The following is an 18,942-nucleotide window of genomic DNA, read 5'->3' on the forward strand; positions in this document are numbered from 1 at the left end:
GTGCGCCGCGCGCCATAGCAGGGGACGCGGCCGCACCATGCGACGAACAGGAAGAAAATGCCAGAACTGCCAGAGGTCGAAACCGTCCGGCGCGGCCTTGAGCCGCATCTGACAAACCGCATCATCACCCGCGCCGAGGCCCGCCGCCCCGATCTGCGCCGTCCCCTGCCCCCCGATATGGTGCAGGTGCTGACCGGTGCGCGGGTGACGGGTCTGCGCCGACGCTCAAAGTATATCCTTGCCGATCTTGAGGATCGCGGCAGCCTGCTTTTGCATCTGGGCATGTCGGGGCGGATGCTGATCGAGGGGGAAAGTCAGGGCGACTTTCATCGCGACCCGGCGATTCTGCCGCGCCACGACCATGTCGTGCTGTGGACCGAGGAGGGCACGCGCATCACCTTTAACGATGCGCGGCGATTCGGCCTGATTGATCTGGTCGCCCCGGGAGAGAGCCACCCGCTACTAGCCCATCTGGGGCCCGAACCGCTGTCGGACACCTTTACGCCAGAAAAGCTGTTACAGGCCCTTGCCGGGCGGCGCATGCCGATCAAAGCGGCGCTGCTTGATCAGCGAATCGTGGCTGGGCTTGGCAATATCTATGTCTCGGAGGCGCTTTACCGTGCCGGTATCGACCCGCGCCGCCTGGCAGGCGCGGTCGCTGAGGCCGAGATAGCGGCGCTGGTCAATCATGTCCGGGCGGTACTTGAGGAAGCAATCGCCGCAGGCGGTTCATCGCTTCGCGATCACCGGCAGGCGACGGGAGAGCTTGGCTATTTCCAGCATTCCTTTCGCGTCTATGACCGCGAGGGGGCTCCCTGCCCGACCCCTGGCTGTACCGGCGCCATCGCCCGGATCGTGCAATCGGGACGGTCGAGCTATTTTTGCCCGGTCTGTCAAAGGTAAAGCCGCCTGCGGCGGCTGCCTCCGGCGGGGATATTTGCAGCACGGAAGAGCAATGCTGGTCTTGCCACTGTGCTTTTGCTAGAACTCGCGGTCAGCTTGTTTGCAAAAGGCGAAGAGTCGATGGCTTACCAGACCCTCACCGTTGAGATCGACGACTATGTGGCGCTGATCCGATTGAACCGGCCAGAGGCATTGAATGCGCTGAACTCACAGCTGCTGGACGAGCTGGGCGATGCCCTGGCCGAGGCCGACCGGAATGAAAAAGTGCGCTGCATCGTATTGACCGGCAGCGAAAAGGCTTTTGCCGCAGGGGCCGACATCAAAGAGATGGCCAGCAAGAGCTTTGTCGATGTTTATACGGGCGATCTTTTCGGCGCGCAGGTTGATCGCATCACCGCGACGCGCAAGCCGATCATCGCGGCCGTCGCAGGTTATGCCCTAGGGGGTGGCTGTGAACTTGCCATGGCCTGCGACTTTATCATCTGTGCCGATAACGCGAAATTCGGTCAGCCCGAGATCAATCTGGGCGTGATCGCCGGTATCGGTGGCACCCAGCGACTGACCCGTTTTGTCGGCAAGTCGAAGGCCATGGAAATGCACCTGACCGGCCGGTTCATGGATGCGGCCGAGGCTGAGCGCTCGGGCCTGGTGAGCCGGGTGGTTCCAGCAGCAAAGCTGATCCCTGAGGCCCTGACCGCCGCCAAGAAGATCGCCGAGAAGTCACAAATTGCCATCATGGCCGCGAAAGAGGCTGTGAATCGCGCTTATGAAACCACTTTGCGCGAGGGTATCCTGTTTGAGCGGCGTTGCTTTTTGTCGCTCTTTGCAACCGAGGACCAGAAGGAAGGTATGGCCGCTTTTCTGGAAAAGCGTGAGCCGCAGTTCCGCGACAAGTGATTCCCGCTTGGCATTTGCACCGGTCCGCTGTATAGGCCCGGGCTTACATGCGCGTGGGCCCGCTTAAGGCAAGAATCATGTCCGCCTGATCAGGCGGTGCCGTGGGCTTTTGCGTAACCGAGATACGAGATTTGGAGACACAGAACCCATGGCAAATACGCCTCAGTCGAAAAAGCGCGCGCGTCAGCTTGAGCGCCGGACCGCCATCAACAAGGCACGCCGCTCGCGGATCCGCACCTTCCTGCGCAAGGTCGAAGAGGCCATCGCCAGCGGCGATATCGAAGCAGCTCGCGAAGCCCTGCGCGTCGCTCAGCCTGAGCTGATGCGTGGCGTGACCAAAGGCATCGTCCACAAGAACACCGCGGCGCGCAAAATCTCGCGTCTGGCCGGCCGCGTGAACGCCCTCGCTTCGGCCTAAGCCGCTGCGGCATTTTGGCAACTCCTGATAGAGATGCCCATAGGCGCGTCCAGCCCGGATGCGCCTTTCTTTATGGCCGAACACCAGTTTCCGTTTGAATTTTCAGTAACTTGACGGTCCGTCACGGCGCTGTCGCGGTTCTGTGAGATTCGATCGGCCAAAGTGGCTGTCAAGCGAGAAGATCGGTTGCTGGCCTGCTGTGGTTCTTGCTAGCTTGTTCCCTGCGATTCACGTCGCACCTGGGGGACATGCTCTGAAGTGTCGGTCTGCCACCGACATTCAGAGGGCAGCGGGATCAAATTGAGATCCGCTACCGACAATGCGCAAGCCGGCTGCCACCGGTATGCGTTGCGTGTCTGGAAGTTCCGGCCGCCTGACGGCCCATACGTCGCCTTGGCGGCGGGGGTCTTTTGTTGCCGGATTTCATGCGTTCAGGTGCGGCTTTGAATCGTCTCACGCCGGAAAATGCCGGCGGCATGTGGGGACAAGAGACGGAACTGGGCGAGATGGACAGACTTTGGGGGCAGGCGCGTGAAGAACTTCAGAAGATCGTCGGAGCCGACTGTTTCTCGACCTGGATCGAGCCTCTGCGTCTGACCGGCGTCGAGGACGGCACCGCCACCATCGCCAGCCCGACCCGTTTCCTGTCCGACTGGGTTTCGCGTCACTACAGCGACGACATCCTCAAGGTGCTCGACCGTATGGGTGGCCCGGTGCAGCGGCTGCAGTTCGAGACGCGCAGCCAGACCGCCCGGCAAGCCGCTGCCCCTGCGGTCAAGCGCCCGTCACAGCCCCGCACCCAAAGCGACGAAGAGCTGACCGCACCGCTCGACAGCCGCTTTACCTTTGAAAATTTCGTCGTCGGCAAGCCGAACGAGCTGGCCCATGCCGCCGCGCGCCGCGTGGCCGAAGGCGGCCCGGTGACTTTTAACCCGCTGTTTCTTTATGGCGGCGTCGGGCTGGGCAAGACCCACCTGATGCACGCCATCGCGCGTGAAATTCAGGTCCGCCGCCCCGAAGCGCGGGTACTTTATCTCTCGGCTGAACAGTTCATGTACCGCTTTGTGCAGGCGCTGCGCGACCGCACCGTGATGGACTTTAAGGAGCTGTTTCGCACCGTCTCGGTTCTGATGGTCGATGATGTGCAGTTTATCGCCGGCAAGGATTCCACGCAGGAAGAATTCTTCCACACTTTCAATACCCTGGTCGATCAGGGCAAGCAAATCGTCATCTCGGCCGACCGCGCCCCGGGCGAGATCAAGGACATGGAAGAGCGTATCAAGTCGCGCCTGCAATGCGGTCTGGTCGTGGACCTGCACCCGACCGATTACGAGCTGCGGCTGGGCATCCTGCAAAGCAAGACCGAATCGTTCCGCAACCAATATCCGGGCCTGCAGATCGCGCCGGGCGTGCTGGAGTTTCTGGCCCATCGTATCACCTCGAATGTCCGCGTGCTTGAAGGCGCGCTGCAGCGGCTATTCGCCTTTGCCAGCCTGATGGGGCGCGAGATCAACCTGGACATGGCGCAGGAATGCCTTGCCGACATCCTGCGCGCCAATGATCGCAAGGTCTCGATTGAGGAAATCCAGCGCAAGGTGGCCGAGCATTACAACATCCGCCTTGCGGATATGATCGGCCCCAAGCGGGTGCGTACAGTCGCCCGGCCGCGGCAGATCGCCATGTATCTGGCTAAACAGATGACCTCGCGCAGCCTGCCGGAAATCGGGCGCCGCTTTGGCGGGCGCGATCACACCACCATCATGCATGGCGTGAAAAAGATCGAGGAATTGCGCAGCGCGGACCGCAGCCTTGCCGAGGACATCGACCTGCTGCGCCGTTTGCTAGAGGCCTGAACGCATCTGCTTGACCCGACGCGGAATTGTGCCACATTGGCGCCCCGCGACGAAAGATGCGGAAAATGGCCTGAAGATATTAAGGGTGGACCATGAAATTCTCGATCGAACGTGCCGATCTGGTGAAGGCCGTATCCCAGGCCCAGTCCGTCGTCGAAAGGCGCAATACCATTCCGATCCTCGCCAACGTGCTGATCGAGGCAACGCCCGAGGGTGTGAGCTTTCGCGCCACCGATCTGGATACCGAGATTGTGGACCGCGCCGCCGCGCAGGTCGAGCGGCCGGGCGCGACCACCGTCTCGGCCGGGATGCTGAACGACATTGCCCGGAAACTGCCCGACGGATCGCTGGTTCAGGTCAGCCTTGACTCGACCTCGGCGCGGCTCTCGGTGCAGGCAGGACGGTCGAACTTCAGCCTCGCCACCCTCCCGCGCGAGGATTTTCCGGTCATGTCCTCGTCGGAATACAGCGCCAATTTCTCGGCCCCTGCGGCCGTGCTGCGCCGCCTGTTCGACAAGTCGAAATTCGCGATCTCGAACGAGGAAACCCGCTATTATCTGAACGGCGTCTTCATGCATGTCGCCCAGACCGAGGATGGTCCCAGCCTGCGTTGCGTGGCGACCGATGGTCACCGGCTGGCCCGGATCGACGCTCCGCTGCCCGCCGGTGCCGATGAGATGCCCGGCGTGATCGTGCCGCGCAAGACCGTGGCCGAGCTGCGCAAGCTGCTTGAGGATGACGAAGCTGATATCGCCGTCTCGGTCAGCGAGACCAAGGTGCGCTTTGCGACTCCGACCATCACGCTGACCTCAAAGGTCATCGACGGCACGTTCCCCGACTATAGCCGGGTGATTCCCGCCTCGAACGCCCGCAAGCTTGAGGTTGATGCCAGTGACTTTGCACGCGCGGTGGACCGCGTGGCAACGGTCAGCAGCGAACGTTCGCGCGCGGTCAAGCTGTCGCTGGACGAGGACCGGCTGATCCTGTCGGTCAATGCGCCCGACGCCGGTGCCGCCGAAGAAGAGCTGCCGGTTGCCTATGGCGACGAACCGCTGGAAATCGGGTTTAACGCCAAATACCTGCACGAGATCGCCAGCCAGATCGAACGTGAGAACGCCGTCTTTCTGTTCAACGGCTCGGGCGACGCGGCGCTGATCCGCGAAGGCGGGGATACCTCAGCCGTTTATGTCGTCATGCCGATGCGCGTGTGACGCTGGCCCGCCTGCACCTGTCCCAGTTTCGCAGCTGGGCCAGGCTGGAAATCGAGGCCGACCACCGCCCCGTTGCCATCCACGGACCCAACGGGGCAGGCAAGACCAATATCCTTGAAGCAATCTCGATGCTCTCGCCCGGTCGGGGTATGCGTGGCGTGGCGCCCGGTGATCAGGCCCGTAAAGGGCCGGAAATCGGCTGGCAGATCCGTGCCGGAATCGGGGATCATCAGGTCCTGACCCGCGCCCTGCCCGGCCAACCCCGCGAGGTGGTGATCAACGACAAGCCCGCGACCCAGCTTGCGCTTGGCCGTCTGATGCGGGTGATCTGGCTGACCCCTGCCATGGACCGGCTGTGGACCGAGGCACCCGAACAGCGGCGCCGGTTTCTTGATCGGGTGACGCTTAGCTTTACACCCTCGCATGCCGAAGATGCGCTTGGCTATGAAAAGGCTATGCGCGAACGTAATCGCCTGCTGCGTGAAGGGATACGCGATGCCGCCTGGTATCGCGCGCTTGAGACACAGATGGCAGAGACCGGTGCAACAGTAACCCGCAACCGGCTGGATGCGATCGACCGGATCATGGCCGCGCAAAAGGGGGCCGAGACCGCCTTTCCCGCGGCCCGCCTGACCCTGCTTGCGGGTGAGGGGCATGGCTGCGACACCGATCCCGACGCTATTGCCGCCCGACTTGCGGAAGGGCGCAGCCGCGACATGGCCGCAGGCCGCACGCTGACCGGCCCGCATCGCGCCGATCTTGGCGCATATTGGGGACCACAGGAGATGCCCGCCGCCCTGTCCTCGACCGGCGAGCAAAAGGCGCTGCTGTTGTCACTGATCCTCGCCAATGCCCGGGCACTGGCCGGGGAAAGTCCGGTCCTGCTGCTGGATGAGGTCGCGGCCCATCTCGACGCTGACCGCCGCGCCGCGCTTTATGATGAGATTTGCGCATTGCGCGCCCAGGCCTGGCTGACCGGCACCGGCCCGGAATTGTTCGAGGCCCTGCGCAGCCGGGCACAATTCCTTGCAGTCACGCGCGAGGGTGACACCTCGCATCTGACCGAAAGCTGACGCGCTAAAGTGCGGCCTTCACCTCGTCCGCCAGCCGCTGGGCCAGATCGTGCGCGATGTCATAATGTCCGCGCCAGTCGTCCACGGCCTCGCCCAGATAAGCCCGTCTGGCATGATCGAGCATTTCGGCATCAGCAGAGGCAAGCTGCCTGATCGCCCAAACCGCCGCGCGGTCTTTTGAAAGAAAATCCCCCGTTCGGGCCGTTCGCCACATCCGCGCCAATGTCAAAAGCACATTCCGGGTATCGTCCTGCAGAGCCGAAAGCAGCCCCGGCAGCAAGTCACCCATCGCCGCCCGGATGGCATCTGCTTTAACCTCGGGCAGCAGCGCGTTGGCTTCGGGGCCGATCAGCGGCAGGGCCTCTTGCCGCGCCTGCGCAAGGATCAGCGTATATTCCGCGTCCCTTTCAGGAGTGGGCAGCCTGCCCGCACGGAACCCATCGCGCAACCACTCGCCATAGACAAAGTCAGCCTGCGCGTGAAACCTCAGACCGGCAAGGTCAGGCTTGGCGAAAAAGATCACCTCAAGACAACGCGGCCCACCCGGTGGGGCCGGATAGCTGGCCGAAAGATCCAGCAGGGATGACAGCAATGCCCTGCGCTGCTTTTCGGTCAGGCTGCGCTTCAGGACGCCAAGCAGGTCGACGTCACTATTGGGTCTAAGCCCCTGAGCAACCGCCGAGCCATGCAGGTAAAGCGCCAGCAGATCCGGACCCAAAGCCTCTCCCAGCCGCGACATCAGGGTCAGGACCTGCTGGCGCGACCGGGCATCAAGGCTTGTCAGCACAGTCTGCATCCGCCCAGGCGCTGGCCTCTGCATCGCCGACCACCAGATCGACCAGCTCAAAACGGGTGACATCCACAATCCCAAGGTCCGAGATCCGCAGCTCGGGGATCACCACCAGCGCCAGCAGCGAATGCTGCATATAGGCGTTGTTCAACGTACAGCCGCAATCCTGCATGGCCTTGACGATCCCTTGCGCGGCATCGGCCATTTCGGGCGCTGGACGGTCGGACATGAGGCCGGCGATGGGCAAGGCCACGCTTGCCAGCTCGGCACCGTCGCGGAACACCGTGACGCCGCCGCCGATGCGGGCCAGATGATTGGCCGCCGCCGCCATGTTCTCGCGGCATGTGCCGACGACGATCATGTGATGGCTGTCATGCGCCACGGTCGAGGCCACCGCCATCCGTCCTTGATAGCCAAAGCCCGAGACAAACCCGTTCACCACCCCGCCGGTGCCGCGATGACGCTCGACCAGCGCGATGTGACAGGTCCCGCCCTCTGGCTCGATCACCCCTTCGCGGATCGGCAGTTCGGCGGTCAACGCGCGGGTCGGGGCCTGATTTTCGACCACGCCGATCACGCGGACAAGCGCGCTGTCGCCCTGGGCGCGGACCTCAAAATCCGCAGCCGCGATGGTCTTGCCCAGATGCACCGATTGGCGCGCTGTCTCGGGCCAGTCGATGCGCGGGCAGTCAACCAGCAGGCGGCCGTCTTCGGCGACCAGCTGCCCTTGCGCAATCACCGCCTCGACCGGCAGGCTGTGCAGGTCCGAGGTCAGGATCACATCCGCCCGACGTCCGGGGGTGATACTGCCCAGTTCACGCTCCAGACCGAAGTGGCTGGCGCTGTTGATGGTCGCCATCTGGATGGCGATCAGGGGGTCGCAGCCGCAATCAATCGCATGGCGCACAACCCGGTTCATATGCCCGTCGTTTACCAGCGTGCCGGAATGGCTGTCATCGGTGCACAGGATGAAAAAGCGTGGATCCAGTCCCTTTTCAGTGATCGCGGTGATCTGGCTTTCCACATCATACCAGGCCGAGCCAAGCCGCATCATGCATCCCATACCCTGACGCACGCGGGCGATCCCCTGCGCCTCGGTCGTCGTCTCGTGATCGTCATTGGCGCCGCCCGCGACATAGGCATGAAAGGGCCGTCCCAGATCGGGGCTGGCGTAATGGCCGCCAACCGTCTTGCCGGCGGCGCGGGTGGCGGCGATCTCGGCCAGCATCTGCCGGTCGCCCGAGGCGACACCGGGAAAGTTCATCATCTCGCCCAGACCGATGATGCCTTCCCATCCCATCGCCTGCGCGACCTCACCTTCGGTAATCGGCTGGCCCGTCGTCTCAAGCCCCGGAGCCGAGGGCGCGCAGCTTGGCATCTGGGTGAACATGCTGATCGGCTGCAACAGCGATTCGTCGCGCATCAGCCGCACACCTTCCAGACCCAGCACATTGGCGATCTCGTGCGGGTCGTGGAAAATCGTTGTCGTACCATGCGGGATCACTGCTGCGGCAAAGCCTGCGGGCGTCAGCATCCCCGATTCGACATGCATATGGGCGTCGATAAGCCCCGGCACCATGAATCGCCCACCGGCCCCGATCACCTGTGTTCCGGGCCCGATCGAGGGGCTTGCGTCGGGGCCGACATAGGCCACCCGCCCATCGGCCACGGCAATATCTGTATCGGGGATCACCTCGCGCGTGTGGACGTTGACCCATTTTCCGCCCCGGATCACCAGATCCGCGGGCGCACGCCCCGCCGCCACCTCGACCAGCCGGGCCTGAGCCTCGATCCACGGTTTCAACATGCCTGTCTCCTTGTTAGTCGCCCCCAGATTGCGGCAGGGTAGCGCAGAAGGAAAGGCGGCATGATGGAATGGAGCGGCGAAGCCAGCGTGATGACACAGCAAAGGCACGGCGAAAATGCCGTGATCCTGACCGTGCTGACGCGTGAGGCAGGGCTGATCCGGGGCCTTGTGCCGGGCGGGGCGAGTGCACGCCGCGCCGCAATGCTGCAACCGGGCAACCGCATCAGCCTGCGCTGGCGCGCCCGGCTAGAGGATCAGCTGGGCACTTTCAGCGTCGAACCCGCGCGGGCGAGGCCGGGCCTGCTGAACGGGGCCGATGCACTGGCCGGGGTGAATGCGGTCACGGCCCTGCTTGCCTATGCCCTGCCCGAACGCGACCCTCATCCCCGGCTTGCCGATGCGACCGAGGCTTTGCTTGACCTGATCGACGCGGGCAGTGACTGGGCCGAGGTCTATCTGCATTGGGAAATGCGCCTGCTCGACGAGCTGGGCTTTGGCCTTGACCTGACAAGCTGCGCGGTGACGGGCGCACGTCAGGGACTGGCCTATGTCAGCCCGCGTTCGGGTCGCGCAGTTTCGGCGCAGGCTGCGGGGGAATGGGCGCCGCGCCTTTTACCGCTGCCCGCGATGCTTGGCGGGCAAGGAAATGGCGGGCTGGCCGATGCACTGGCAGTTACCGGGCATTTCCTCGCCACCCGGCTGGCCGAAGTTCACGCGGGCAAGCCATTGCCGCCTGCCCGCGCCCGCCTGGTTGCGCGTCTTACTGCGTCGCCACCCGCCAACGGATGGTGACATCGGGGCCGGTCATCACCAGCTCATCCCCGTCGCGCCGGGCCTCGCGTACCGCGCCAAGCGCCTTGAAAAAGGCACCCTCGCCTCCTTCCTGCAGGCAAGCGCGACGGGTGGTCGCCAGTGCCCCAAGATCCAGCGCCGGTAGTTCAGCGCGGTTCTGGCCGGTAAACATGTTGCACGGGCCCTGACCCGAAACAGCCCCGTCCTCGCCGATATTCAGGCTGGGTGTGCCCGAGACCTCGACCCCCTCGATGGCGACCAGAGTGTATTCGCCGGGGATCTTGGCCTTATCCGAATCGCCGCTACAGGCCGCCAGCACCAGCAGGACGGCGGGGATCAGTTTACGCATCATGCTTGCTTTCGGCGGGACCGTCATTCCTTGCGGTAGCCGGGCTCAAAGGTCAGATAGGTCGGCCCTTTGATCGTCAGCACGCCGCCTTCATAGGTGATGCCATTCGCAGCCGAAAGCGCCTGCAGATAGCGCGACTCAAGCCGGCCGGCATTGCCCGAACAGGCCATCCGGGTGGTGGTCAGCGGCCCAACGGCAAAGGCCGGCGGTTCGGCCGTCTGGCTGGCCGAGTAGTGGTTGCAAGGCGCCCGCCCCGAGATCGAGCCATCCGCTGCAATGGTCAGGTCGACGTTACGCTGCGGCACGGTATCTGCACCGATCCCGACCAGCACATAGGGACCGGCGGGGATATTCGCGCCGGGGGTCGGAGGGGTCGTCGGCTCACAAGCAGCCAGGCCAAAGAGGGCGGCGGTCGCCACAGCAATCATCGGGATACGGGTCATATGGGCAGCTCCATCAGGTCACGTTGGCGCCATAATGCCTTAACGGCCCCGTCTGTCCAGCCGCAGGGGGAAATTCATCCTAGTCGAGTAACCTGCGTGCAATAACCTGTGCCTGTATCTCGGCCGCTCCTTCAAAGATATTCAGGATACGTGCGTCGCACAGCACCCGGCTGATCGCATATTCCAACGCAAAGCCGTTCCCGCCGTGGATTTGCAGCGCATTATCCGCCGCTGCCCAGGCAACGCGCGCGCCAAGCAGCTTGGCCATGCCCGCCTCAAGATCGCAGCGCCGCCCATGATCCTTTTCCCATGCACTGAAATAGGTCAGCTGCCGGGCGATCATGATTTCGACCGCCATCATCGCCAGCTTGTCGGAAACACGGGGAAACTCGATCAGCGATTTGCCGAACTGCTTGCGATCAAGGGCATATTGCATGCCAATCTCGCAGGCCGATTGCGCAACGCCGACCGCACGGGCGGCGGTCTGGATGCGCGCGGATTCAAAGGTCTCCATTAACTGCTTGAAGCCGCGCCCGGGCACGCCGCCCAGCAGGTTCTCGCCCTTCACGCGGAAACCGTCAAAGCCCAGTTCGTATTCCTTCATGCCGCGATAGCCGAGCACCTCGATCTCGCCTCCGGTCATGCCGGGGGTCGGGAATGGATCGTCGTCAGTGCCCGGCACTTTCTCGGCCAAGAACATCGACAGGCCGCGCCAATCGCTTGTGTCGGGCTCGGTCCGGGCCAGCAGCGTCATGACATGGGTGCGCTGCGCATGGGTGATCCAGGTTTTGTTGCCGGTGATCACCCAGTCATCGCCGTCCCTGACCGCCCGGGTGCGCAGGCTGCCAAGGTCGCTGCCGGTGTTCGGTTCGGTAAAGACCGCAGTGGACAGCACCTCGCCCGAGGCAAGCTTAGGCAGCCATTTCGCCTTTTGCTCATCCGTGCCACCGCAAAGGATCAGTTCGGCAGCGATCTCGCTGCGGGTGCCAAGGCTGCCCACGCCGATATAGCCGCGCGACAGTTCCTCGGTCACCACCACCATCGAGGCTTTCGACAGGCCAAGCCCGCCGAATTCTTCGGGAATGGTCAGGCCAAAGACGCCAAGCTCGGCCAGTTCCTGAATGATCTCCATCGGGATCAGCTGGTCCTTGAGGTGCCAGTCATGGGCGTTCGGGATCACCCGGTCTTCGGCATAGCGACGGAACTGATCGCGGATCATTTCCAGATCCTCATCAAGTCCGGTGGCCCCAAAGGTGGCGCGGCCGTGATTGTCCTGCATCAGCCGCGCAAGCTCGGCCCGTGCCGGGGCGGTATTGCCACCCATCAGCGTGCGCAACGCCTCGCCCGGCTGCCAGTCCAGCCCAAGGTCCGACAGACGGGCAAATTCGGTCTGGCTCATCGGGATGCCACCGGCGATCTGGGTCAGGTATTCGCCCATGCCGATTTGCAGAATCAGCGCCTCGACGCGACCGAACCCGCCTGCCTGCGCCAGACGGCCCGCCCAGCCGGTAAGCTGCCGCAGCGATTCGATATAGGTCGCAAGCCATGAGGCCGCATGGGCCGCATGCTGGTGCCGCTCAAGCAGGGCGGGATCAGGCTTGCCCGAAGGCGCGACCAGCGCCCGCAGCGCCTCGATGGCGTGGGATTGCAGCGATTCGAGTTCGGGCAGCGCCCCCTCGGCAAGGGCAAGCAGGGCAGAAGGCGTATCAGCTGGCATCGCGGGCAGGTCCTTCATGGCAGACTCCATCATGCGGCGTTGCGGCATGACTAGCGCCTTTGCAGTCGCAGCGCAACTATCATGCGCCCATACAGCCAAATACGAACTAAAATGACCCTTATAATTTCAGTCTGCACATCAGAAGAACTGGACGATTCCACCCCATGCCAAGCCTTGCCCGGGACCAATACGCTTTATCTGGCAGATAAGCGGTCGAACTCGCTGCTCAGAACCATGCCGGGTCTATTGACCCACGAATGGGACCGGGGCCGTGTTGGCGGGCAGAGGCGTGCCCCAGATGTGGGGCGCGTCCTTCATCAACATCCGCGCCTCGATCTGATCAAGGCGACGGCGCGCGGCTTCGACATCGCCTGCGGTTTCGGACAGGATCTTTTGCCACAGGCGCAGGGCTGACACCGGACTCCATGGCAGCGCCGCCTGCGCCAGCCAGCGGCGCAATTCCGGCGGCAGGCGGTCGTATTGCGCAATCGGGCAGGACCTGCGACGGCGGCGCAGCGAGGTAGCAAGATTGGCGCGCATCAGTGCAGTCGCCGCCTGTCATCAGGGTCTATCGCCGGATCAAGTGCCAGAAACAGCCGCGCCTGTCCGGTGCCCTTGATCGGCGGAGAGCGGTGCAAAAGCCGCGTCACCTCCTCTCCCGGCCAAAGAGTGCCGCGCATGATCGCCACCTCTCCGCTTTTCATCCTGGTGACAGGGATGATATTGCCCTCGGCGTCCTCACGCGCGAACTGCGTCCCCGGCCCGCGATAGCTACAGACCAGCCGCGACGGCATCCGGTCGATGTGATAGCGGCGGCAGGCGTCCGTCGTCACCGCCTCAAGCCGCAGATGCAGCACCGGGCTAGCCGCCACCTGGGCAAAGACCAGTGCCAGCGCCGCGATGTCGCCGGCGAACAGATCGCGCATCTCACCCCGCGGCAGGCCAGAAATGTCACAGGCGGTATGAACAGCACTTTCCACCGAACGCAGCTCAACCACCGACCGCAGGGCGGGCAGTTGCTCCAAAGGGATCTCATCAACCCAGCGGGCAAAGCCGGGCGACAGGCTGCGCCGCCAGATTGCCGCCCCGATCCCCGCATCGGCGACCCGCGGCAAGATCAGCCCATTCGGGGATTCGGCGATCATACGGGCCTCGACCAGCGCGGAGGTGCGCAGCGAATGCAGCGTGGATTCCGTCATGCTCGAGCCCTGTTTTCAAGCGACACGGCGCTGGCCCCATTGCGGAAAGGGATCAGGCAGATCGGCCCATGCTTCGGGAATAAAGCCCTCATCCTCGACCAGTGCACCGTCGAGCGCACGGGTGATTGCCACCGGGTCCATGCCCGCACCGATAAAGACCAGCTCTTGTCGACGGTCGCCCCACGGGTCCTGCCAGTTCCGCGTCAGTTCGGACAGGCTGTCGGGATGCACGGGCCAGCGCTCCCGCGGAACCGAGGCCCACCATGCCCCAAGCGGCGTCACACTGGACATCGCGCCGGCAAGGCTGAATTCAGCCGCCCAATCGGGGCGCGAAGCGATCCAGAAATGCCCTTTTGCCCGGATCACCCCCGGCAAATCACCGTTGAGCACCCGATAGATACGTTGCGGATCGAATGGCCGCCGCGCGCGATAGACAAAGGATGAGATGCCGTATTCCTCGGTTTCGGGCACATGATCGGCAAAGCCGTAAAGCTCTTTGGCCCACATCGGATGCATATGCGCCCGGTCGAAATCGAACAGGCCGGTGTCAAAGATCGCGTCCGCAGCCACGCGGCTGAAATCCGTCTCGATCAGCCTTGCGTCAGGGTTCAGCGCCCGCACGATCTTGCGCGCCTGATCCAGCCGTACCGGCCCCGCATCGCTGACCTTGTTCAGCACCACCACATCGGCAAATTCGATCTGGTCGGTCAGCAAGTCGACCAAGGTTCGATTGTCCTGATCGCCCAGCGTCTCGCCCCGGTCAGCAAGAAAATCATGGCTGGAGAAGTCTTTGGTCAAGTTCACGGCATCAACCACGGTCACCATGGTATCCAGCCGCGCCACGTCCGACAGACTGTCGCCGTTCTCGTCGCGGAAATCAAAGGTGGCGGCAACGGGCAGCGGTTCGGCAATGCCGGTCCCCTCGATCAGCAGGTAGTCAAAACGGCCTTCACTGGCCAGTCGGCGGACCTCGACCAGCAGGTCATCGCGCAGGGTGCAGCAGATGCAGCCGTTGGTCATCTCGACCAGCCGTTCTTCGGCGCGGTTCAGTTCGGCGCCGTCGCGGACCAGATCGGCGTCAATGTTCACCTCGGACATGTCATTGACGATGACAGCGACGCGGCGGCCCTCACGATTGTTCAGGACATGGTTCAGAAGCGTGGTCTTGCCCGCCCCCAGAAAGCCGGACAGGACGGTGACAGGCAGGCGGGCATCGCCAGAATGCTGGCTGGTCGGCATGGCGTCCTCTTTATGTAATGTTATTACATTTCTTATTAGAGGCAAACGCCACCGACCGCAATCCCCTTGCAGCGATCACATGATGCAAAAATCCCTGAGCCCGGCCGCAGAACGCCGACCGGTCACCGGGTCAGGATCTGAGGAAAGGCCCGCCTTGGACGGTCAGCGCCCCTCGTCGATCTTTGGCAGGAACCAGGCCAGCAGCCCGGCCAGAGGCAGGAACGAACACAGCTGATAGACTGTCCCGACCCCATAGCTGTCGGCAAGCGTACCCAGAATCGCCGCCGCGATCCCGCCAAGGCCAAAGTTCAGCCCATAAAACAGCCCGCCGATCAGACCGATCCGACCCGGCATCAGCTCCATCGCATAGATCAGGATCGAGGCGAAAGCGCTTGCCATGATCAGGTTGATCGCGACCGTCAGCACTCCGGTCCAGAAAAGATCAGCATAAGGCAGGATCAGGGTCAGTGGCAGGGGTCCCAGCACCGAAATCCAGATGATGCGATAGCGGCCGATACGGTCGCCGATGATGCCACCAACCAGCGCCCCCACCGCCGAGGCCAGCAGAAAGATGAAAAGCATCATCTGCGACGACCGGATCGACAGGCCAAAGCGATCCATCAGGTAGAAGGTATAGAACGAACGGAAGCTTTCGTTATAGGCGTTCTTGGAAAACATCAGCAGCGTCAGCACCACAAGCCCGATCCCGATGGTCAGGGGGGCGTAATGGGCCTGGGGGGTGGCACCCCTTTTCGTCGCCGCCCTGTTGGCGACGAATTCGGCGCTGATCTCGCGCTGGCGGCTGCCGATCCAGACCAGCATCATCATCGCGATCAGGGCAGCAACCGCAAAGATCGCAAGGCTCGGCTGCCCCCAGGGTACGATGATCAGCGCGGCAAAGACCGGGCCCAGGGCCCCGCCCGCCTGTCCGCCAACCTGAAAGATGCCCTGCGCAAAGCCCTGCCGCCCGCCTGCGGCGTAACGGGCCATGCGCGTCGCCTCGGGGTGAAAGATCGACGAGCCGATGCCGATCAGCGCCACTGAAATCAGGATGATCTGATAGCTATGGGCATAGGCAAGACTAACCAGTCCCGACAGGGTGAACATCATCCCTGCCACCGGCGAATAGGGGGCCGGGTGGCGGTCGGTCACCATCCCGATCACCGGCTGCAACAATGAGCCCGCGATCTGAAAGGTCATGGTGATCATGCCGATCTGCGTAAGCGACAACCCGTGCTCGGCCTTCAGGATCGGATAGGCGGCAGGGATCAGCGATTGCATCAGGTCGTTCAGCAAATGCGCCAGACCCAGAACCAGCAGCACGGTCACATGGGTTCTGGCCCGGGGGGCGGCGGTCAGCGTAGCGCTAGTCATTACGACGATCCTGGGCTTTTTTTCAGAGAGAATACGGCGATGGTCAGGCCGATTCTGCGCCTATCTGATGCCACAATCGCCCCGCTTCGCAAGAGCCCAAAGGCTTATGCGCCCTTTCTTTGCCGATCCAGCGCCCCGCGCGACAACCGGTCAAGCAGGACCGCCACCGCGACGATTGCAAGGCCGGCGCGCAGGCCCAGCCCCATCTCCATCCGCGTCAGGCCGCGCGTCACCTCGGCGCCCAGACCGCCCGCTCCGACCAGCCCGGCCAGCACGACCATGGCAAGGGACAGAAGGATGCATTGGTTCAGACCGACAAGCAAAGTAGGCCGAGCCGCGGGAAATTCGATCTTCCACAGGATCGCGCGGGGTTTGGCGCCGATCGCCTGACCAAGTTCTTTCAGATCGTTTGGCACAGTGCGGAACGCCAGAGTGGTCAGACGCAGCATCGGTGGAATGCCGTAAACGATGGTGGCGATGATCGCAGGCACCCGCCCAAGGCTGAAGATCATCACGGCCGGGATCAGATAGACCCATGGCGGCACGGTCTGCATGACATCAAGGATCGGACGCAGTGCCGCCTCGACCCCCGGCCGGCGCGCCGCAATGATGCCCAGAGGAAAGGCGATGGCGACCGCGATCAGCACCGCTACAAGGACCAGCGCGATGGTCTGCATCGAGGCCTGCCACAGCCCGGTCAGCCAGCAAAAGCCAAGGCAGCACCCTGCAAGGACTGCTACCCGCAGCCCGGCGGCCATAGCGGCCAGCACCACAACCGCTGCAACAAGCCCCGCAGGCGGCAAGGCCAGAAAGGCCGCCTCGATGGCGCTTAGCACCGCCTCGATCACCTGGGTTATCAGCGCGAAAAACGGGTGAAAGCTGGCGTTCAGCCAATCGACAGCGGGTGCCAGAAAGGCTCCGGGATTGAAACTCATTTCGTCCTCGCTGCAGCCTGGGTCACACGGTCCAGCACCATCGTCAGCACCACGATGGCAATCGATGCGTTGATCGAGGTGGCAATATCCAGCGTGCGGATGGCGCCATAGATGGTTTCGCCAAGCCCGCCCGAACCGACGATTCCCGCGATGACCACCATGCCAAAGGCCATCATCAGGCTTTGGTTAACTCCGGCCATGATCGAGGGTACGGCAAAGGGCAACCGGATTTTCAAGAACATCTGCAAGGGCGTCACGCCTGTTGCATGGCCAAGCTCGATGAACTCGCGCGGGGTCTGGCGGATACCCAGTGCCGTCAGGCGGATCGCCGGAGGCATGGCCACGATCACCGTGGCAATAAGCGCTGTTGCCGGCCCATAGCCCAAAAGCGCAATCGAGGGCAGCAGGTAGATATAGGGCGGCAGGGTCTGAACCAGATCCAGTGCCGGGGTCAGCAGCTTTTCCAGCCGCGGCAGCAGTCCGGCCAGCACGCCCAACGGCAGGCCAGTCGCCAGCGCGATAACGGTGGCCGCAATGACCAGCGCAAGCGTGCTCATGGTTTCGGGCCATAGCATCATCGCTGCGCAAAGCGCGAGTGCTGCGGCCGTGACCACTCCGGGAACCAGTCCCAGCACCCGCCAGGCCAGCAACCCGGCAAGGGCAGCGATGACATAAAAGGGCGGCAGCATCAAAAGCCCAAGCACACCGGCATATAGCCCTTCGAGCACGAGCCGGCAAAAATCAAAGACAAAGCTTGCATGATCGGCAAGCCAGAACAGCGCATTATCAACCTGCGCATCAAAGGCCGAGACGAGTTCTTCCATGGCCAATCCCTCTTTTATGGCCAACCGCTCAGGCCGCGCGAGCCTCGGTTTCGCCCCTGACCCCCAGCAGCAGATCGCGGATGGTGACGATGCCCAGCAGGCGGCCGCCCTCTTCTACCGCGACGGCATCGCTGCCCGTGCTGGTAATCAGACCGATCAGCGCGTCGATATCGGCATCAGGCGAACAGCGTGGCAGACCGTCCGTCACGCCCTGCCAGCGGACCAAGGGCTGCATGACCGAATGCGCGCGGATCAGGTGCAACCGCGAGATACCGGCAACGAAATCCGCGACATATTGGTCCGCGGGGTTCACCACAATCTCTTCTGCGGTGCCGGTCTGGATGATGATCCCGTCCTTCATGATCGCGATACGGTCGCCGATGCGGATCGCCTCATCTAGATCATGGGTGATAAAGACCGCCGATTTGCCAAGATCTTTGGTCAGCTGCCGGAATTCATCCTGCAGCTGGCGCCGGATCAGCGGGTCAAGCGCGCTGAAAGGTTCGTCCATCAGGATGATTTCGGGGTCCGAGGTCAGCGCGCGCGCCAGCCCGACGCGCTGCTGCATCCCGCCCGACAATTCAGCCGGAAAGCGCGCTTTCCAATCCGACAGCCCGACCTTGGCCAGCGCAGCCTCGGCAGCGCGGTTGCGCTGATCTCGCGGGACGCCCTGCACCTCAAGCCCAAAGGCAGCGTTTTCCAGCACAGTGCGCTGAGGCAACAAGGCGACCGACTGAAAGACCATGCCGATATGGCGCGCACGCATCTGGCGCAGCTCGGCAGCGTCCAGCGCGGCAATGTCACGCCCTTTGACCATGATCCGGCCAAGACTTGGCTCGATCAGCCGATTCAGCAGCCGGATCAGCGTCGACTTACCCGAGCCTGACAGGCCCATGATGCAGAAAATCTCGCCCCGGCGGACCTGTAATGAGGCGTTCGAGACACCAACCACACAGTTATATTGCCGCAGGATATCCTGTTTGGTCAGATCGCGTTCGGCGATGGCGCGAATAGCCTCGTCACTGCGGTCGCCAAACACTTTCCAGACCGACTGGCAGTCGATCAGAGCCTCGGTGCTTTCCATGTTTTCCCTGTCGCTTTTTCCTGATGCCGCAGCG

Annotated in this window: 19 protein-coding genes; 7 read left to right on the forward strand and 12 right to left on the reverse strand. The window is 63.1% G+C overall.

Annotated features, from left to right (window positions below; all coding sequences use genetic code 11):
• Window positions 1-57 precede the first annotated feature (57 nt).
• The 6 genes from mutM (at window position 58) to recF (ending at window position 6,355) form a co-directional block, all read left to right on the forward strand.
• Window positions 58-903, forward strand: coding sequence for a bifunctional DNA-formamidopyrimidine glycosylase/DNA-(apurinic or apyrimidinic site) lyase (gene mutM / locus PARACOCCUSGL_RS0106775; protein ID WP_010394549.1), 846 nt, complete (start codon window positions 58-60; stop codon window positions 901-903).
• Window positions 904-1,023: 120 nt separating this feature from the next.
• Entirely contained in the window at window positions 1,024-1,800 is a 777-nt protein-coding gene (locus PARACOCCUSGL_RS0106780; RefSeq protein ID WP_010394550.1) for an enoyl-CoA hydratase, read from the forward strand.
• Between the two features lie 148 nt (window positions 1,801-1,948).
• Entirely contained in the window at window positions 1,949-2,218 is a 270-nt protein-coding gene (gene rpsT, locus PARACOCCUSGL_RS0106785) for a 30S ribosomal protein S20 (RefSeq protein WP_010394551.1), read from the forward strand.
• Between the two features lie 506 nt (window positions 2,219-2,724).
• Entirely contained in the window at window positions 2,725-4,071 is a 1,347-nt protein-coding gene (gene dnaA / locus PARACOCCUSGL_RS0106790) for a chromosomal replication initiator protein DnaA (protein ID WP_029371701.1), read from the forward strand.
• Window positions 4,072-4,163: 92 nt separating this feature from the next.
• Entirely contained in the window at window positions 4,164-5,282 is a 1,119-nt protein-coding gene (dnaN, locus tag PARACOCCUSGL_RS0106795) for a DNA polymerase III subunit beta (RefSeq protein WP_010394553.1), read from the forward strand.
• Complete coding sequence (recF, locus tag PARACOCCUSGL_RS0106800) at window positions 5,279-6,355, forward strand: DNA replication/repair protein RecF (protein ID WP_010394556.1); 1,077 nt, start codon at window positions 5,279-5,281, stop codon at window positions 6,353-6,355. The genes dnaN and recF overlap by 4 nt, the downstream gene beginning before the upstream one ends.
• Before the next feature lie 4 nt (window positions 6,356-6,359).
• Here recF and PARACOCCUSGL_RS0106805 read toward each other — a convergent pair whose 3' ends face one another.
• Both PARACOCCUSGL_RS0106805 and PARACOCCUSGL_RS0106810 read right to left on the reverse strand, forming a co-directional pair.
• Window positions 6,360-7,151 carry an aminoglycoside adenylyltransferase domain-containing protein gene (locus tag PARACOCCUSGL_RS0106805; RefSeq protein WP_010394557.1) on the reverse strand — a complete coding sequence of 264 codons (792 nt, stop codon included), beginning with the start codon at window positions 7,149-7,151 and terminating at the stop codon, window positions 6,360-6,362.
• Window positions 7,126-8,952, reverse strand: a complete 1,827-nt coding sequence (locus tag PARACOCCUSGL_RS0106810) for an adenine deaminase (RefSeq protein WP_010394558.1) — start codon at window positions 8,950-8,952, stop codon at window positions 7,126-7,128. Before PARACOCCUSGL_RS0106810 ends, PARACOCCUSGL_RS0106805 begins: the two co-directional genes overlap by 26 nt.
• A 63-nt stretch (window positions 8,953-9,015) precedes the next feature.
• On the opposite strand from PARACOCCUSGL_RS0106810, the gene recO reads away from it, so the two are divergent.
• Complete coding sequence (recO, locus tag PARACOCCUSGL_RS0106815) at window positions 9,016-9,744, forward strand: DNA repair protein RecO (RefSeq protein WP_029371702.1); 729 nt, start codon at window positions 9,016-9,018, stop codon at window positions 9,742-9,744.
• On the opposite strand, the gene PARACOCCUSGL_RS0106820 is transcribed toward recO, so the two are convergent.
• From PARACOCCUSGL_RS0106820 to PARACOCCUSGL_RS0106865, 10 genes are all read right to left on the reverse strand, one after another.
• The gene (locus PARACOCCUSGL_RS0106820; protein WP_040601826.1) at window positions 9,713-10,093 is read right to left on the reverse strand and encodes an META domain-containing protein; all 381 of its coding nucleotides are present in this window, start codon (window positions 10,091-10,093) and stop codon (window positions 9,713-9,715) included. The genes recO and PARACOCCUSGL_RS0106820 overlap by 32 nt on opposite strands.
• Before the next feature lie 23 nt (window positions 10,094-10,116).
• Window positions 10,117-10,536 (reverse strand): META domain-containing protein, encoded by a 420-nt coding sequence (locus PARACOCCUSGL_RS0106825; protein WP_010394561.1) that lies wholly within the window; start codon window positions 10,534-10,536, stop codon window positions 10,117-10,119.
• 79 nt (window positions 10,537-10,615) lie between these two features.
• Window positions 10,616-12,271, reverse strand: a complete 1,656-nt coding sequence (locus PARACOCCUSGL_RS0106830) for an acyl-CoA dehydrogenase family protein (RefSeq protein WP_010394562.1) — start codon at window positions 12,269-12,271, stop codon at window positions 10,616-10,618.
• A 225-nt stretch (window positions 12,272-12,496) separates the two neighbouring features.
• Window positions 12,497-12,793, reverse strand: coding sequence for a DUF6525 family protein (locus PARACOCCUSGL_RS0106835; protein ID WP_010394563.1), 297 nt, complete (start codon window positions 12,791-12,793; stop codon window positions 12,497-12,499).
• Entirely contained in the window at window positions 12,793-13,452 is a 660-nt protein-coding gene (locus tag PARACOCCUSGL_RS0106840; protein ID WP_010394565.1) for a DUF1826 domain-containing protein, read from the reverse strand. Before PARACOCCUSGL_RS0106840 ends, PARACOCCUSGL_RS0106835 begins: the two co-directional genes overlap by 1 nt.
• Window positions 13,453-13,467: 15 nt before the next feature.
• The gene (zigA, locus tag PARACOCCUSGL_RS0106845) at window positions 13,468-14,691 is read right to left on the reverse strand and encodes a zinc metallochaperone GTPase ZigA (protein ID WP_010394567.1); all 1,224 of its coding nucleotides are present in this window, start codon (window positions 14,689-14,691) and stop codon (window positions 13,468-13,470) included.
• Between the two features lie 162 nt (window positions 14,692-14,853).
• Complete coding sequence (locus tag PARACOCCUSGL_RS0106850) at window positions 14,854-16,065, reverse strand: MFS transporter (protein WP_010394568.1); 1,212 nt, start codon at window positions 16,063-16,065, stop codon at window positions 14,854-14,856.
• Between the two features lie 104 nt (window positions 16,066-16,169).
• Window positions 16,170-17,000, reverse strand: coding sequence for a proline/glycine betaine ABC transporter permease (locus PARACOCCUSGL_RS0106855; RefSeq protein ID WP_010394569.1), 831 nt, complete (start codon window positions 16,998-17,000; stop codon window positions 16,170-16,172).
• Window positions 16,997-17,824 carry a proline/glycine betaine ABC transporter permease gene (locus tag PARACOCCUSGL_RS0106860; protein ID WP_010394571.1) on the reverse strand — a complete coding sequence of 276 codons (828 nt, stop codon included), beginning with the start codon at window positions 17,822-17,824 and terminating at the stop codon, window positions 16,997-16,999. The genes PARACOCCUSGL_RS0106855 and PARACOCCUSGL_RS0106860 overlap by 4 nt, the downstream gene beginning before the upstream one ends.
• Window positions 17,825-17,852: 28 nt before the next feature.
• Window positions 17,853-18,908, reverse strand: a complete 1,056-nt coding sequence (locus PARACOCCUSGL_RS0106865; protein ID WP_010394573.1) for a glycine betaine/L-proline ABC transporter ATP-binding protein — start codon at window positions 18,906-18,908, stop codon at window positions 17,853-17,855.
• Window positions 18,909-18,942: the final 34 nt, after the last annotated feature.

The organism is Paracoccus sp. TRP (assembly GCF_000185925.1).
Classification (GTDB): Bacteria; Pseudomonadota; Alphaproteobacteria; order Rhodobacterales; family Rhodobacteraceae; genus Paracoccus; species Paracoccus kondratievae.